13 protein-coding genes and 1 pseudogene are annotated in these 13,264 nt (G+C 63.9%); 9 read left to right on the top strand and 5 right to left on the bottom strand.

The features are described from left to right. Positions 1 to 82: 82 nt before the first annotated feature. Together ACOYW5_RS02955 and ACOYW5_RS02950 are read right to left on the bottom strand one after the other, a co-directional pair. Positions 83 to 1,057, bottom strand: a complete 975-nt coding sequence (locus ACOYW5_RS02955) for a zinc-dependent alcohol dehydrogenase family protein (RefSeq protein WP_423067769.1) — start codon at positions 1,055 to 1,057, stop codon at positions 83 to 85. A gap of 16 nt (positions 1,058 to 1,073) precedes the next feature. Next, positions 1,074 to 3,602, bottom strand: coding sequence for a cation-translocating P-type ATPase (locus ACOYW5_RS02950; RefSeq protein ID WP_423067768.1), 2,529 nt, complete (start codon positions 3,600 to 3,602; stop codon positions 1,074 to 1,076). Between the two features lie 149 nt (positions 3,603 to 3,751). Here ACOYW5_RS02950 and ACOYW5_RS02945 point away from each other — a divergent pair. After that, positions 3,752 to 3,910 (top strand): annotated as a pseudogene (locus ACOYW5_RS02945) (TCP-1/cpn60 chaperonin family protein); the annotation flags it as partial. A 77-nt stretch (positions 3,911 to 3,987) separates the two neighbouring features. Here the strand turns inward: ACOYW5_RS02945 and ACOYW5_RS02940 are convergent. Then, positions 3,988 to 6,663, bottom strand: coding sequence for a bifunctional acetate--CoA ligase family protein/GNAT family N-acetyltransferase (locus ACOYW5_RS02940; RefSeq protein ID WP_423067767.1), 2,676 nt, complete (start codon positions 6,661 to 6,663; stop codon positions 3,988 to 3,990). A 158-nt stretch (positions 6,664 to 6,821) separates the two neighbouring features. Here ACOYW5_RS02940 and ACOYW5_RS02935 point away from each other — a divergent pair, with 158 nt between their 5' ends. The 5 genes from ACOYW5_RS02935 to ACOYW5_RS02915 all read left to right on the top strand — a co-directional run bounded on the left by ACOYW5_RS02935 (position 6,822) and on the right by ACOYW5_RS02915 (position 9,634). Continuing rightward, a complete protein-coding gene (locus ACOYW5_RS02935; RefSeq protein WP_423067766.1) occupies positions 6,822 to 7,310 on the top strand; it encodes a flavodoxin family protein in 489 nt (162 codons plus the stop codon). A 63-nt stretch (positions 7,311 to 7,373) separates the two neighbouring features. Beyond that, on the top strand, positions 7,374 to 7,532 hold the full coding sequence (locus tag ACOYW5_RS02930; protein ID WP_423067765.1) for a hypothetical protein: 159 nt from the start codon (positions 7,374 to 7,376) through the stop codon (positions 7,530 to 7,532). 9 nt (positions 7,533 to 7,541) lie between these two features. Then, positions 7,542 to 8,372 carry a universal stress protein gene (locus ACOYW5_RS02925; protein WP_423067764.1) on the top strand — a complete coding sequence of 277 codons (831 nt, stop codon included), beginning with the start codon at positions 7,542 to 7,544 and terminating at the stop codon, positions 8,370 to 8,372. Positions 8,373 to 8,554: 182 nt separating this feature from the next. Next, entirely contained in the window at positions 8,555 to 8,896 is a 342-nt protein-coding gene (locus tag ACOYW5_RS02920) for a DNA-binding response regulator (protein WP_423067763.1), read from the top strand. An 81-nt stretch (positions 8,897 to 8,977) separates the two neighbouring features. Then, positions 8,978 to 9,634, top strand: coding sequence for a helix-turn-helix domain-containing protein (locus ACOYW5_RS02915; RefSeq protein ID WP_423067762.1), 657 nt, complete (start codon positions 8,978 to 8,980; stop codon positions 9,632 to 9,634). Positions 9,635 to 9,648: 14 nt separating this feature from the next. On the opposite strand, the gene ACOYW5_RS02910 is transcribed toward ACOYW5_RS02915, so the two are convergent. After that, positions 9,649 to 10,020: a hypothetical protein gene (locus tag ACOYW5_RS02910; protein WP_423067761.1), complete on the bottom strand. Its 372-nt coding sequence runs from the start codon at positions 10,018 to 10,020 to the stop codon at positions 9,649 to 9,651. Between the two features lie 154 nt (positions 10,021 to 10,174). On the opposite strand from ACOYW5_RS02910, the gene ACOYW5_RS02905 reads away from it, so the two are divergent. Next, positions 10,175 to 10,930 carry an SDR family NAD(P)-dependent oxidoreductase gene (locus tag ACOYW5_RS02905; RefSeq protein ID WP_423069393.1) on the top strand — a complete coding sequence of 252 codons (756 nt, stop codon included), beginning with the start codon at positions 10,175 to 10,177 and terminating at the stop codon, positions 10,928 to 10,930. Positions 10,931 to 10,967: 37 nt separating this feature from the next. Here ACOYW5_RS02905 and ACOYW5_RS02900 read toward each other — a convergent pair whose 3' ends face one another. Next, positions 10,968 to 11,288: a DUF4342 domain-containing protein gene (locus ACOYW5_RS02900; protein WP_423067760.1), complete on the bottom strand. Its 321-nt coding sequence runs from the start codon at positions 11,286 to 11,288 to the stop codon at positions 10,968 to 10,970. Between the two features lie 277 nt (positions 11,289 to 11,565). Between ACOYW5_RS02900 and ACOYW5_RS02895 the strand changes: the two genes are divergently transcribed. Together ACOYW5_RS02895 and ACOYW5_RS02890 are read left to right on the top strand one after the other, a co-directional pair. Continuing rightward, a complete protein-coding gene (locus tag ACOYW5_RS02895) occupies positions 11,566 to 12,066 on the top strand; it encodes a hypothetical protein (RefSeq protein WP_423067759.1) in 501 nt (166 codons plus the stop codon). Between the two features lie 16 nt (positions 12,067 to 12,082). Then, a complete protein-coding gene (locus ACOYW5_RS02890; RefSeq protein ID WP_423067758.1) occupies positions 12,083 to 13,255 on the top strand; it encodes a hypothetical protein in 1,173 nt (390 codons plus the stop codon). The last annotated feature ends 9 nt before the right edge of the window (positions 13,256 to 13,264 follow it).

Raw genomic sequence — 13,264 nt, 5'->3', positions numbered from 1 at the left:
GCCCTAGCGGTTGATCTCGATCAAGCGCCGGACGGTCTCTTCAGGCGGCCTCCACCTCATGCCTCGAAGCACCTCGGCTCGACTAAGGCAACAGCACCGCGGCACCGTTGATGGCCCCGGACCGCAGGTCCCCAAGCGCCTCATTCGCGGCTTCCAGCGGATACGTTGTCACCGTTGTCGCGACAGTCAGCGATCCCAGCCGGGCGAAGAAGTCGGTTGCATCTGCAGTTGTCAGGTTTGCCACTGAGGCGATCTCTCGCTCACCCCAGAGGTCAGCGTACGGAAATGCAGGGATGTCGCTCATATGGATGCCAGCACAGACGACCCGGCCGCCCTTGTGTACGAGCCGCAACGCCAACGGAACGAGCTCGCCCGCCGGCGCAAAGATGATGATGGCGTCCATTTGCTCCGGCGGCTGTTCGTTGGTCCCACCTGCCCAGACGGCCCCGAGACTGCGGGCAAACGCCTGGCCGCTCGCGTCTCCCGGCTTGGTGAATGCGTAGACCGCGACACCGTCGGCACGGGCCAGCTGGGTGATAATGTGGGCCGCAGCCCCGAACCCCATCAGCCCCAGCCGTCTTGGCTTGCCGGCTCGCCGGTACGAACGAAAGCCGATCAGGCCGGCGCAGAGCAGGGGAGCAAGGTGCGCGTCGTCACCTCCGGCCGGCAGGCGAACGCAGTTGGCGGCCCGCGCGACACAGAACTCCGCATATCCGCCATCGCGATCGTAGCCGGTGAACTGCGGCCGGTCGCATAGGTTCTCCTGCCCGGCGAGGCAATAGCTGCACTCGCCGCATGTCGCTCCGAGCCAGGGGACGCCAACGCGGCCCCCGACAGTGAAGCCCTCAGCGCTCTCGGCCACAATCCCGACGACCTCGTGCCCCGGCACGAGGGGCAGCCGGTGCGCGGGCAGGTCGCCGTCGACGATATGCAGATCGGTGCGGCACACGCCACAGGCCGTGACCCTGATCAGCAACTCGCCTGGTTCAGGGGCAGGAACGGGAATCTCGTCGAGCATGAGCGGAATTCCGGCCCGGTGCAACCTCATGGCTCGCATTGCCTGTCCCCCTCGATCAAAATGCCCCGGCGATGCGCCGCACTGGCGCCAGGAGCTTGCTGGCCTCCACCAGGACCCAGGAGCCGAGAGCGGCGGCGGATGCGACAGCCAGCTCTAGTCCCGAGGGGACGCCGAAATGGAAGATCTCGCGCAGAGCCGGAACATAGATCGCAAGGAGGATCAGCGTCAGCGTAGCGGCGGCGATGGGCAGGAACAACGGCTGCGGTCGGGGCAGGGCGCCTTCGAAGACCGAATGCTGGCTCGAATTGCTGAGCACCAGCCCGAGGTTGCCGATGATCGTCGTCACGATCGTCATGGCCCGAGCGACGTCGTCGTCGACCCCTACCGCCAACGCACCTGCGAAGATCCCAAATGCGGCAGCAAGGACCGCTGTGCCCTGCGCGAGGCCATAAAGCAGTTGCGGCAGGGACGCGACGCTTTCGCTGCGCCGGCGCGGCGGACGGCGCATGATGTCGGGCTCAGCCGGCGTGTCCTCAAACGCAAGGGAGGACATCGAGTCAACGACCATCTCCAGAACCACCACGTGCAGTGGCCAAATTGCGATCGGCATGCCGAACACCACGGGGAGAAATCCCAGCCCGGCAATGGGAATGTGTACCGCGGCAATATAGATGATGACCTTGCGCAGGTTGTCGAATATCCGGCGTCCCAGTCTGATACCCTCGATGATGCTGCCGAAATCCTCCTCCAGCAGGACAATTCCGGCGGCCTCGCGAGCCACGTCTGTACCACGCTTGCCCATGGCGATGCCGATGTCGGCGGACTTGAGCGCTGGTGCGTCATTGACGCCGTCCCCGGTCATCGCGACGGTCTCGCCAACGGCCTGCAGCGCATCGACCAGCTGGAGCTTCTGCTCTGGCCTGACCCGAGCGAACACACTCACCGTCCGGGCCCACTTCTGCATAAGATCGGGGCCGGCGCCTCGCAGGTCCTCTCCCGTCACGACTTCTGAACTGGGAATTCCGGCTTCGGCGGCGACGGTGCGGGCCGTGGCTGGAAAGTCGCCAGTGATCATCTTCACTTCGACCCCAGCCGCATGGGCCGCCGTCACGGCGGCAGGCACACTGGCTCGCACCGGATCCTCGAAGGCGAGAAGGCCAAGGTAGCGGAACGCAAACTGGCGGGGGTCGTCGGGCAGCACCTCTGTGTCCCAAGCAGCCTCCGCTACCGCGAGCACCCGCAGTCCCTCGGTCGCCAAATCATGGGCACGGTCGATCATGGCTGCCGCGTCGCCGGCGCTCATGGGGCACATGCCGATAACCGCTTCCGGAGCCCCCTTGGTCGCAACGAACAGGCTTCCAGTGCTGTCGCGCCAAACCTGAGAAATGGCAAGCAGAGTGGTGGTGAGACCGTATTCTCGTGCCAGCCCGAGGCCTTCATCGAGGTCAGATGCCAGCACATTGTCAGCCAGATCGAATACCGCGAGATCCATTGGGTCATAGCCGCCGCGGCGGGAGGCGTAGCAGGCACCCCTTAGCAGCGGCACGAAGCCGGCCGGCAATACCTCTGTCTGCCGAACGTCAAGCCGCGTTGCGCCATCGTCGAGATAGCGCAACTGCATCCTGTTCTCCGTGATGGTGCCGGTTTTGTCGACGCACAGACAGGTCGTTGCGCCGAGCGCCTCGACTGCCGCCGCGCGACGAACCAACACCCCTACCTGTGCAAGTCGCCAGCTGCCTATTGCGAGGAATATGGCGAGTGCCACGGGAAACTCCTCTGGCAGCATCGCCATGCCGAGGGCGATGCCGGAGAGGATTCCTTGCAGCCAATCCTGCATCACCAGCCCGTAATAGACCGCGAGGCCCCCGCACACGAAGAGCGCGAGGATGCCGAACACGCGGACGAGCCGGCCGGTCGCCTGCTGCAAGTGCGTTTCCTCAGGAGCGATGGCCGCCAGCGAGGCCCCGAGCTTGCCGGTCTCGGTGCGTGGACCGGTCTCGGTCACGCGGGCGACGCCGTGGCCGTTGACGACGAGCGTACTGCCGAACACCCGATTTGGCGGGGGCAGCATTCCGGTCGGCGATGCGGCCTTGTCCACCGGCACGGCTTCGCCGGTGAGCAGCGACTCGTCGATGGACAGATGGGCGGCGGCCAACAGGACGCCGTCGGCGGGCACGCGCTCACCCTCGTTGAGAATGACCAGATCGCCGGGAACCAGATCTGCTGAAAGAAGGCGAACATCCTCACCATCGCGCCGCACCCGTGCAATGGGTGCGGAGAGCTGCTTCAGCGCTGCGAGTGCATCTTCGCTTCGTCGCTCCTGAATGAGCATCAGTGAGATGCTGAACAGGGCAAACAGCATCAGCATCGTGCCCTCAGCCATGCTGCCCAGCACGAAATAGATCGCCGCCGCCAGCAAGAGCAGGATCAGCATGGGCTCCCGGGCGAGACGCAACAGCCGATCCCACACAGTTGGTGGCTTGCCCGAAGGCAGGCTGTTGGGCCCGAACACTTCCAGCCGGCGCCGTGCCTCAATGCTGGTGAGGCCGGATTGGAGTTCCATGTCGATCGGCGCCGCTTGCACTCTATGGCTCCAGGGAACGGTCGGTTGCCGGAGGCTATCGGGATGCAATGAGGTGCCGATTGATACAGGTCAATCTGGACGCGAATTGACGCGAATCAAGACGCCCCGACGCGGGCGACGCCACACTGGCCGTCGGCCCTAAGAGGGGGAAATGGGGCGCCCCGATCGTCTGCAATGACGGCGTCACCATCGCCAAGGAGTTCAGTCTAAAGAACCCCGAGGAGAATCTCGGCGCTCGTATGCTGCGTCAGGCAGCCGAGAAGACCGGAGACATCGTCGGTGACGGCACCAGCACGGCAACGGACCTCGACGCACTCGCCGTTGCGATAAGGAATATGATGACCCGCTGCTGCCGCGGAGCGCCCGACCATAGGCGGTGAAGGCGCTAGCGAAGCACCAGCCTCACTCTGACGGCTTCGCTTGCATCTGTCTCAGGGACGCGGAAGAATCCCATGCGGGCGGCAAGATCGAGCATCGCGCCATTCTCCCTGAGGATCAGGCCATCGATCCGGGCGAGTCCATCCGCCCGGGCATAGTCGAGCAATTGGCGCATCAGAGCGGTACCGAGCCCCAGCCCCTGGAGGTCGCTCCGTACCATGATGCCGAACTCTGCGCTTTCATGGTCGGGATCCGAGGCGAACCGACCGATGCCGGCGAGATCCCCCGTTTCGGCCTCGAGCGCGACAAACGCGATGTCGCGGTCATAGTCGAGTTGGCTCAGGCGTACGATCATCTCGTGCGAGAGCGACCGCGTGGGCGTTAGGAACCGGAGTCGCATGTCCTCAGCTGTCACTCGTTCCAGGAACCGGGGATAGAGCGCCGCGTCTGCCGGTCGCATAGGGCGAATGTCGAATGTCTGCCCGTTGGAGCGGATCTGCTGCTCCCAACCCGACGGGTAGGGGCGAACTGCCAGCCTTCGGTTGGGGCTCGCCTCCCTCAGTCGCTCGGCCGCGATCTCGATACGGGCATCGAGGGCTATTGTCCCGTGGTCGTCGACCAGTAGCGGATTTATGTCGATCGCCACGATGCCCGGCTGCTCAATTGCCAATTGGGATAGCGACAGCATCGCAGATATGACTGCCTGCCTCGCTGCCGGCGGCCGGTCGCGATAGCCGGCCATAACGCGCGAGATGCGGGTGGCGTCGACAAGGTCGCCCGCGAGAACCTCGTCGAGGGGCACGAGTCCGGTCGCCGTGTCGCGCACGACCTCGACCGAAACGCCTCCGGCTCCGAAGACGACCACCGGCCCAAAACTCGGATCGGTGTTGAGACCTAGAAGCAGCTCATGCGCGTGCTTCCGACGGATCATAGGCTGGATCGTGAAGCCTTCGAACTCTTCGAGCCCTGCGGCCAACGCCCTGGCCCGTATGTCTGCGGCGGCCTTTTGGGCCAACTCGGGGCTGGTAAGGTCGAGGACGACGCCGCCGATGTCCGACTTGTGGGTAACCTGTTTGGCCAGAAGCTTCACTACCAGAGCATCGTGCCGCTCGAGCAGCTCGGCCGCAACGGCGCCGACTTCCAGTTCGCTGGCCGCGGTGCGTGTCTCGGGTACCGGAATACCATACGCGGCGAGCACCGCCTTGGCCTCCGGTTCGGTCAGCACGGTTCGGCCCTCGTGCGCTACTTCCTTGAGGATGCTCTGCACGCGCGGGGCATCGGTCTGCACGGCGCCCGCGCTAGGCGGCACGCGTTCCAGTCGCTCACGCAGCCTGGACCAGCGGGTGAGGAAGTCGACCGCCTGGGCCCCTGCTGCCGGTGTATCAACCGCGACGATGCCCGTCCGACGCAGAGCTATCCTAGCTGGTTCGGCCGTCTCCTTGCCAAGCCAACACCCGATCGTCGGCTTGCCGGCAATCATCCCGCTCGTCGCGAGTCCGGCGACGGCAAGCGCAGCGTCCAGCGAGGAGGAAAGCGCCGTCGGGCAGTTCATCGCGAGCACGACATCGACAGATGCGTCCGCCGCCACGGTTGAAACGGCGGCGGTGTAGCGTTCAGGAGGGGCGTCTCCAATAATGTCGACCGGGTTCGCACGAGACCACGTCGCCGGCAGCGAAGCGTCCAGGCTCGCCAACGTCTCCGGATCAAGCGAGGCCATGCTGCCGTCAAGATCGAGCAGGTCGTCGACCGCGAGTACACCGGCCCCGCCGCCATTGGTCACGATCCCAAGACGGCCTAACTTGAGAGGACGGAAGCGCGTCGTGACCTCGGCGGCGTAGAACAGCTGCTCGAGGTTGCGAACCCGGATGACGCCCGCGCGACGGAGCGCGGCCTCGATCACTGTATCAGAACCGGTGAGGGCGCCCGTGTGGGTCATCGCAGCCCGGGCAGCCTCGCCATGTCGGCCGGGTTTGACCGCGATCACCGGCTTGATCCGTGCCGCCGCGCGGGCGGCGGACATGAACTTGCGCGGTTCCGGAACCGACTCCAGGTACATGAGGATGGTGGAGGTCGACGCATCCATCGCCAGCCAGTTGAGGCAATCGCCTACGTCGACGTCGGCCATGTCGCCCAGCGAGATCAGCTGCGAGAAGCCCACTCCCTCGGCGGCCGCCCAGTCAACAATCGAACTGACGATTGCACCCGATTGGGAGATGAGCCCCAGTTTGCCGGGCTTCGCCGGCAGATGGGCGAAGCTGGCGTTGAGCGATACCAGCGGTGACAGCATGCCGATCGTGTTGGGGCCGACGATGCGCATCACATGCGGCTGCGCGGCATCCAGCATCGCCTGTCGGAGGCCGTTGGTCGCGCCGACACCCGCCGTGATCACGACCGCAGTCTTGCATCCACGGGCACCAAGTTCGCTAATGACACCGGGTACGGCGTGAGGTGGGGTGACGACAACAGCAAGGTCGGGCGCATCCGGCAGCTGGGCGGCGTTGCGGTAACAGGCGATGTCGTCGATCCGGTCATACTTGGGGTTGATCGGGTAGATCGCGCCCTGGAACCCGCCCGAGCGGATGTTTCGGAGCACGATCGCCCCGACAGAGTGGGGCCGCTGCGAGGCTCCCACGATCGCGACAGACTTGGGACGAAAGCACTGGTCGAGGTTGCGAACGGTCATATCTGCCAACGGGAAGGAAGGGGGAGGGGAGGGACTGCCGCCCTCGGTTGCGCGAACTCGAAACAGGATCCCACGGCGGCCAGCGCGCAACTTGAGCCAGATCAACTGGCGGACGCGTGCTCGTGCTCATCTCACCTGGAGCATTTGGGAGACTGAGAATGAGAGCGCTGGTTCTCTACTATTCCAATACCGGAAACACTCAGAAGGTCGCCAAGGCCCTGGCCGAGCGATTGGGTGCCGATCTGGCTGAGATAACCTGCCAGACATACCTGACCTGGTACAGGCCGTTGGCCATTGCGTGGGACGTCTTCACCCGGCATCACCCCAAGGTGAGCATCGTTGCCCCGCAGCATGCGCATTATGACCTGGTCATAGTCGGCGGCCCCGTATGGGCAGCGCGCGCCGCGCCGCCGGTCATGAGCGCCTTCGAGATGCTCCCGGAGGCAGATGCTGCGGCGGTATTCGTCACCTGTGCGGGCACAAGCCCGAATTCGCCACCGGAGCCGGCCCTGGCGGAAATGAAGGCTGCGGCCCCATCGCCAGCAATCGCGAGCCAGATTTTCCGCGAGGACGAAATTGGCGGTCCGATGCTGGGTCAGAGGCTCACAGAGTTGGTGGAGCGGCTGCAGGGCAAAGTCCAGGCTTGACGCAAATCAAGTTGGCAGAGCCAGACCCGGGCAACATGCCTCGAACACATCGGAGCGGCACAGATGGAACGCATACAAATCACGCAACATACTTCTCTGGGCGCCTTCTGGTTTGCCGGTTGGCTCTTCACTATCGGGTTTCTGAAGCTCCAGTTCTGGATGGGCCTGCTGGGCCTCTTCATCTGGCCGTACTTCCTGGGCAGCCACTTCGTCGCACAATAGGGGATCACCGTGATCAAGGATATTGCCGTCCACCTGACTGGCTCGAGCGAGGACAAGATCCGCATCGCCCACGCCGCAGCCGTTGCACGGACTTTGGATGCCCATCTCACGGGGATCTATCTGCACCAGCTGCCGGACGTGCTCTCCATCACCGACCCCAGCGGGTCAGCCTTCCTGCAGAGGCTGGTGGAGCAGTCGGTTGCGCAGGCCGAGGCTACGACCGAGGCGCTTGACTGCGAGTTCCGCCAGCTCGGCTTGACCTACGAGATCAGGCGCCTGGACGTCTATCCGCGTCAGGTCGGCCACATCCTTTCCAGTGAAGCGCGTCAGTCCGATCTCTTTGTTGGTACGCGGCCATATGGAGATCCGAACAAGGGACAGTGGATCGAGGAGGCGGTGCTGTTCCAGTCAGGCCGGCCATGCCTCTTCCTGCCGCCCGCGTTCCAGGGTTACTCCGTATACAGGAACGTGCTCGTTGCCTGGAAGAACACCCGTGAGGCGGCACGCGCTGTCGCCGATGCGATGCCGCTGCTGAAGAAGGCGAAGTCCGTCGTGGTCGCCATAGTTGATGAAGACCTTGGTGCTGCGGAAGAGCAGGGCAGGGCCCCTGACGCGGATATCGGGCGCTATATGAGCCGCCATGGTATCAATGCGGAGGTGCACGTCGTCGACGGATGGACCAGCCCCGGCGCTGCCATCCTGAACGAGGCTGTGAGAACAGCCGCAGATCTTGTCGTCATGGGGGCTTATGGGCACTCGCGCCTGCGCGAGTGGATGCTGGGCGGCGTGACACGCGATGTTCTGAAATCGGCGGCAGTGCCTGTCCTGGTGGCGCATTGAGGCGGTTTGAGGCACCGCCGGGCAAGATGCAGGCGCGCAGCCACGCCGAGCTGGTAAGAATGGCCATGGACGTGGATCTATCCGACCAACACGGGGAGGCTTGATCTAGAGCAAGAAACAGCGCAGCGGCTCGCCATACTGTTCAGATGCATCGACAGCGCTCTATGCAGAAAGAACAGTAGATGGTCCACCTGCTCGTTGTTGCGCCAAGCTCCACCTTTCGGAACTCCCTCCGGTTCGCACTCGAGGCGGAGGGCTACGATGTGACGGCCGCTGCCTCGATGCACGACGTCGACCAGCCTTCATCGTCCTTCGCCTGCACAGTCCTGGATCATCACGCGCTGGACGATGCCGGCTCCGAGAGCCGCCGGATTCTGGCAGAGTTTGAGCCGGTGGTGTTCCTGGCCAACAGCCCGGCGCACCCGATGGCCGCCTTGAGCTTTCGAACACTTACCAAGCCAACCCTGGGGCCGGCGCTGTCAGATGCAGTGAGGTCGGCAATCGCCACACGTACCGCCACGTAGTAGAATCCCTAGTACACCGACCGGAATTTCGCGCCGTGACTGGATGAGCGAGGCTCAGACATCCAAGATCGAGGTGTCGAGATGTCCAGCGTGCCGATGTTTCTTGCTAACGCTTCCGCCGCAACGTTGCGGCAGGGAACTGCCCTGAACCCCGCCCTTGTAGCCAAGGCAGAGGCAGGTCCGGTGACCTTCTATCCAACCGACTCCACGATCTTCGCGCAGGGCGACCAAGCTGGACCCGTGTATGTGGTCGAGTTCGGCACAGTGCGCATTTGCCGCGTGACCAGCGATGGCCGGCGCCAGATCAACAGCTTCCATTTCGCCGGCGATGTCTTCGGCTTCGAGGCTGGCGACGAGCGTCAGTGCTACGCCGAGAGCGTCGATGGGGCTGGGATACGGATTGTGCATACGGATGCTTCAGGCGTTCCGCCACACCGTCTGCTGCGGCTTGCTCTCTCGAGCTTCGCCGATGCGCAGCACCATTTGCTCAGGCTGGGGCGGATGAGTGCGGTCGAGAAGCTTGCTTCCTTCCTGGTTGATCTGCTCGACCGCCAAGCATCGGACAATGTCGTTGCCCTGCAAATGCAGCGTTGCGACATTGCCGACTACCTGGGCCTCACCTTCGAGACCGTCTCTCGCGTGCTGCGCAATCTCAAGGATAACGGGATTATCAAGGTCCCTTCGATCGATCGCATCGAGATCGTGGATGCCGCGGCTTTGGTTGCGCTGAGCGACTGACGCGTCCGGCCCGATCATTCAGGCCGGACGGCAACCACCTGGAACGTGTGCATCCGACCGTCGTCCTCGAGTACCGAAACGTACTCGCCAGGCACGAAGCTCTCGTCGGTGAGCCGGAACCCAATTTCGTCATCGAAATCGGTGCGGTCGTCATAGTCGAAGCTCCACTTGCCGCCTGGGCCACGACGAATCCAGCCATGCAGATCGTCCTCCCCTGGGCGGAAGCGGCGTACGCGGCAGGCGTTCCGCATCTTGTCCCAAGCCGCGAGATCGATGCGCCCTTCTTCGGTCAGGGGAAGATAGAGGTGATATCCGTGGCTGCGATCCCCATGCGGGTGGTCCGGCTCGCGAGCCAGTTCGAGCGTGATGTGCGAAATCCTGGCCATTGTCTTTTGCTCCGTTGAACGAACTTCAAATGACAGCATCGGTGCGGATCGACGTTGAGGTAGATCAATCAGGCGTATGGCCGGTTGAGCCAAGTCAAAGCACCTGCCTGGTACATCGGGTTCAGTGGCTCATCCGAACATGATGGAGCTGACAATGAGCTACGATTTTGAAGGAAGAGCCGCTGTCGTCACCGGCGCGGCATCGGGAATTGGCGCAGCAGTCGCCCGTGCTCTGGCCGCCCATGGCGCCAAGGTGCTGGTGGCCGATCTGGACCTCGCGGGAGCGGAAGGTGTGGCAAGTGCCATCAAGGCCTCCGGCGGCACTGCTGAGGCACATAAAGTCAACGTCGCCGATGCTGTCGAGGTGGAGGCAATGGTCGATGCCGCAAAGGCAGCCTTTGGGGGGCTGCACCTGGCCGTCAACAACGCCGGCATCGGCGGACCGGCTGCTCCTACAGGCGAATACCCGCTGGACGGCTGGCACAAGGTTATCGACACAAACCTCAACGGCGTCTTCTACGGCATGCGCTACGAGCTGCCGGCAATCGTTGCTTCAGGCGGTGGCGCCATCGTCAACATGGCATCCATACTGGGGACCGTTGGCTTTGCCACGGCTTCGGCTTACGTGGCAGCCAAGCATGGCGTCGTCGGACTGACCAAGGTTGCAGCGATCGAGTATGCCAAGCATGGCGTCCGCATCAACTCAATTGGTCCGGGCTTCATTGATACGCCGCTGCTTTCCAAGCATCTCGACGAGGCGGCGTTGACGGTGATCCGAGGCCTGCATCCGGTTGGGCGCCTTGGGACCTCTGAGGAAGTGGCAGCCCTCACCGAGTTCCTGCTCTCTGACGAAGCTTCGTTCATTACTGGAAGCTACCATCTCGTCGATGGCGGATACGTGGCCCAGTAGTCGAAGAGGGCCGGTTCACTCCGGCCCTCTTTCTTTCTCAACTTGTCGGCGGCGGACTATCGCCCGGTTCGGTCTTTGGCGGCTCAGTTCGAACGATCTCGAGCTTCACCTTGCCGAGCAGGCCCGCGATCGCCGCTATGACGGCCAGCCACGGCGCCGCAAGGGCGACTACGCCACCCGCCACGGCGCCGGCGGTCAATGGCACCGACAAGTACACATCGCCCTCTTCGGACCGGATCTCGAGCTTCCGAACACTTCCTTCCGCCAGCAGGCGGTTGACCTCGTCTACCAGATGGTGTCCAGCCACCTCGACTTCTTCGGTGAACGTCTTCCAGGAATCCTTAGCTTCGTCGCTCATGAACAACCTCCGTTGCTAACGCGAGGTAGCCTGCACGAACCAGCTCGGACCGCTTTGATCCTCGTCAAGTGGTCTGGACGCCGGATCCGGCGCCTTCGCCCGGTGTCGGACGACCTGAGCGTCGGCCGGGGCCACCGCCGCAGCATCTCGTCGCTGATCGACGCTCTGGCGTTTGACCTCGGTCAAATCAGGCACCCCTGCGCAGGCCTACAAACGAGCCAGCACAGCAGAGGAGGGGTAGGTGGCACCCAACCAGGCGGCAGTATCGGAGCGTCCGATGTCCCCCATTCCGCAACCGGCCCGGACTGGAGAGGCGACAGACTATCAAGGCCGGCCCCTTGTCTATGTTGTCCGCTTCTGCGGCACGGAAGAGTCGTCCGTCGCTTCCGCAATCCGGCAGGGAATCGGGGTGCTGGATAGCTTCCTTCAACGACAGGGGGCCGATGAGCCCAGTGAGCTTGTCATCGTCTACCGAAACCGACTGCCGGGTGCCGTAACGCTGCAGATCGGCTTTCCCGTGGATCAGCGCATCGCGAACGCCGCTGCTGGCGAAGTCTTCGCCGGACTGACGCCGTCGGGCCCGATGATCGAAATACTGCCGGGCGGCGATCTCGAAGAGGTCCTCAGTGTCGGCGCGCGGCTGCCCGAAGGCGGCCCATCGCTCACCTGGCAGACCTTTCGTCCGTCCGATTTTCGGCCGTGGCGCGCGCATCCGTCGGCGCCTGTCATGGCGCCGGCTGAACTCGGAGCCCCGGACACCCGACCCGAACCCTCGTGATCCCGTGGAGGTAACTATGCACCCCGTTGCAAGACTGCTTGCCGTTTCTCTGCTGTTCCTGCCGGCCCAAGCGCTGGCGCAGGACGGCCGTCTCACCTTCGGAGGCGATCAGTTCACGGCCGGCCAATCGGCTCAGATCGACGCAGCCGTGGCGCGTGATGTGTTCGCCGCCGGCTACGACGTTGTGGTTCGCGCTCCTGTCAGCGGCGACGCACATCTCGCGGGCTTCAACATCACGCAGAGCGCCGACGTAGCAGGTGACCTGTATGCCGCGGGCTTCTCGATCTCGGTCACCGGCAAGGTTGGCGGCGACGTCACCGCTATGGGCAATACGGTGTCGGTGGCCTCGTCGCAGCCGGTTGCCGGCAACCTGCGTGTTGCCGGCCAGACCGTCACCGTATCATCGGAAATCGGGGGCGCGGCCCTGATCACCGCCCAGACGGCGACCTTGGCCTCGGCGGTGAAGGGCGACCTGAGCTTCGTCGGCGAGAACCTTGCCTTCGGCCCCGGCGCCCGGGTGGATGGCACGGTTACGGTACGTGCGCCGCGGCAGATTGCCGTACCGGTATCGGTGGCCGCAGCCGACCGGGTGAAGTTCGAGCAACTGGTGGCCCCCGATTATGCTTCCGAGGCGGGCAAGACCGCCGAGCATGCGGTGCGCAACATATGGCCCGCCGTGTGGGGGATCGGCCTGTGGTGGCTGCTGCTCCTCGTCGTGGGGGTCGTTGTCATCACGTTGTTGCCGCAACTGACCCAGTCGCTGCAGTCAACGGGGGCAACGCGCCCATTTCGCCGCATCGGAGCAGGGCTCGTAACATTCGCCGCCGTCGTCGGCCTGGTACCAGTCTTGGTGCTGACCATCTTCGGCATCTTCCTGGTGCCGTTCGCACTGGTGTTCGTCGTGCTGGCCTGCGCACTCGCCCACCTGACGGGAACCTACCTCCTGGGCGTTCGCATCGCGCTTGCGCTGACATCGGTCGACAGCAACGTCAAGCGGGTCGGCGTTCTCGCGGCTTCGATCGTGGTGATGGGCTTGCTGGGAATGATCCCCGTCATTGGCTGGCTGCTCACGCTTGTGGTGCTCTGCTTTGGCTTCGGCGCCATCGCTGCCGTCATCATGGGCAGGCTTGCTGCATCGGATCGGCCGGCCATTGCAGCCGCTGTGGCGCAGACGCCGGAAGCCGTTTGAGGAGCATGC

Source organism: Devosia sp. CN2-171 (assembly GCF_049354815.1).
Taxonomy (GTDB): Bacteria; Pseudomonadota; Alphaproteobacteria; order Rhizobiales; family Devosiaceae; genus Devosia_A.
The sequence above is the reverse complement of the archived record's forward strand: the minus strand, read 5'-3'. Positions and strand labels throughout refer to the sequence as shown.

What these genes read in the sequence shown, in the direction of transcription:
- ACOYW5_RS02955 (WP_423067769.1), bottom strand. Translation starts at nt 1,057, where the DNA reads ATGCGAGCCATGAGGTTGCACCGGGCCGGAATTCCGCTCATGCTCGAC.
- ACOYW5_RS02940 (WP_423067767.1), bottom strand. Translation starts at nt 6,663, where the DNA reads ATGACCGTTCGCAACCTCGACCAGTGCTTTCGTCCCAAGTCTGTCGCG.
- ACOYW5_RS02935 (WP_423067766.1), top strand. Translation starts at nt 6,822, where the DNA reads ATGAGAGCGCTGGTTCTCTACTATTCCAATACCGGAAACACTCAGAAG.
- ACOYW5_RS02930 (WP_423067765.1), top strand. Translation starts at nt 7,374, where the DNA reads ATGGAACGCATACAAATCACGCAACATACTTCTCTGGGCGCCTTCTGG.
- ACOYW5_RS02920 (WP_423067763.1), top strand. Translation starts at nt 8,555, where the DNA reads ATGGTCCACCTGCTCGTTGTTGCGCCAAGCTCCACCTTTCGGAACTCC.
- ACOYW5_RS02915 (WP_423067762.1), top strand. Translation starts at nt 8,978, where the DNA reads ATGTCCAGCGTGCCGATGTTTCTTGCTAACGCTTCCGCCGCAACGTTG.
- ACOYW5_RS02910 (WP_423067761.1), bottom strand. Translation starts at nt 10,020, where the DNA reads ATGGCCAGGATTTCGCACATCACGCTCGAACTGGCTCGCGAGCCGGAC.
- ACOYW5_RS02905 (WP_423069393.1), top strand. Translation starts at nt 10,175, where the DNA reads ATGAGCTACGATTTTGAAGGAAGAGCCGCTGTCGTCACCGGCGCGGCA.
- ACOYW5_RS02900 (WP_423067760.1), bottom strand. Translation starts at nt 11,288, where the DNA reads ATGAGCGACGAAGCTAAGGATTCCTGGAAGACGTTCACCGAAGAAGTC.
- ACOYW5_RS02895 (WP_423067759.1), top strand. Translation starts at nt 11,566, where the DNA reads ATGTCCCCCATTCCGCAACCGGCCCGGACTGGAGAGGCGACAGACTAT.
- ACOYW5_RS02890 (WP_423067758.1), top strand. Translation starts at nt 12,083, where the DNA reads ATGCACCCCGTTGCAAGACTGCTTGCCGTTTCTCTGCTGTTCCTGCCG.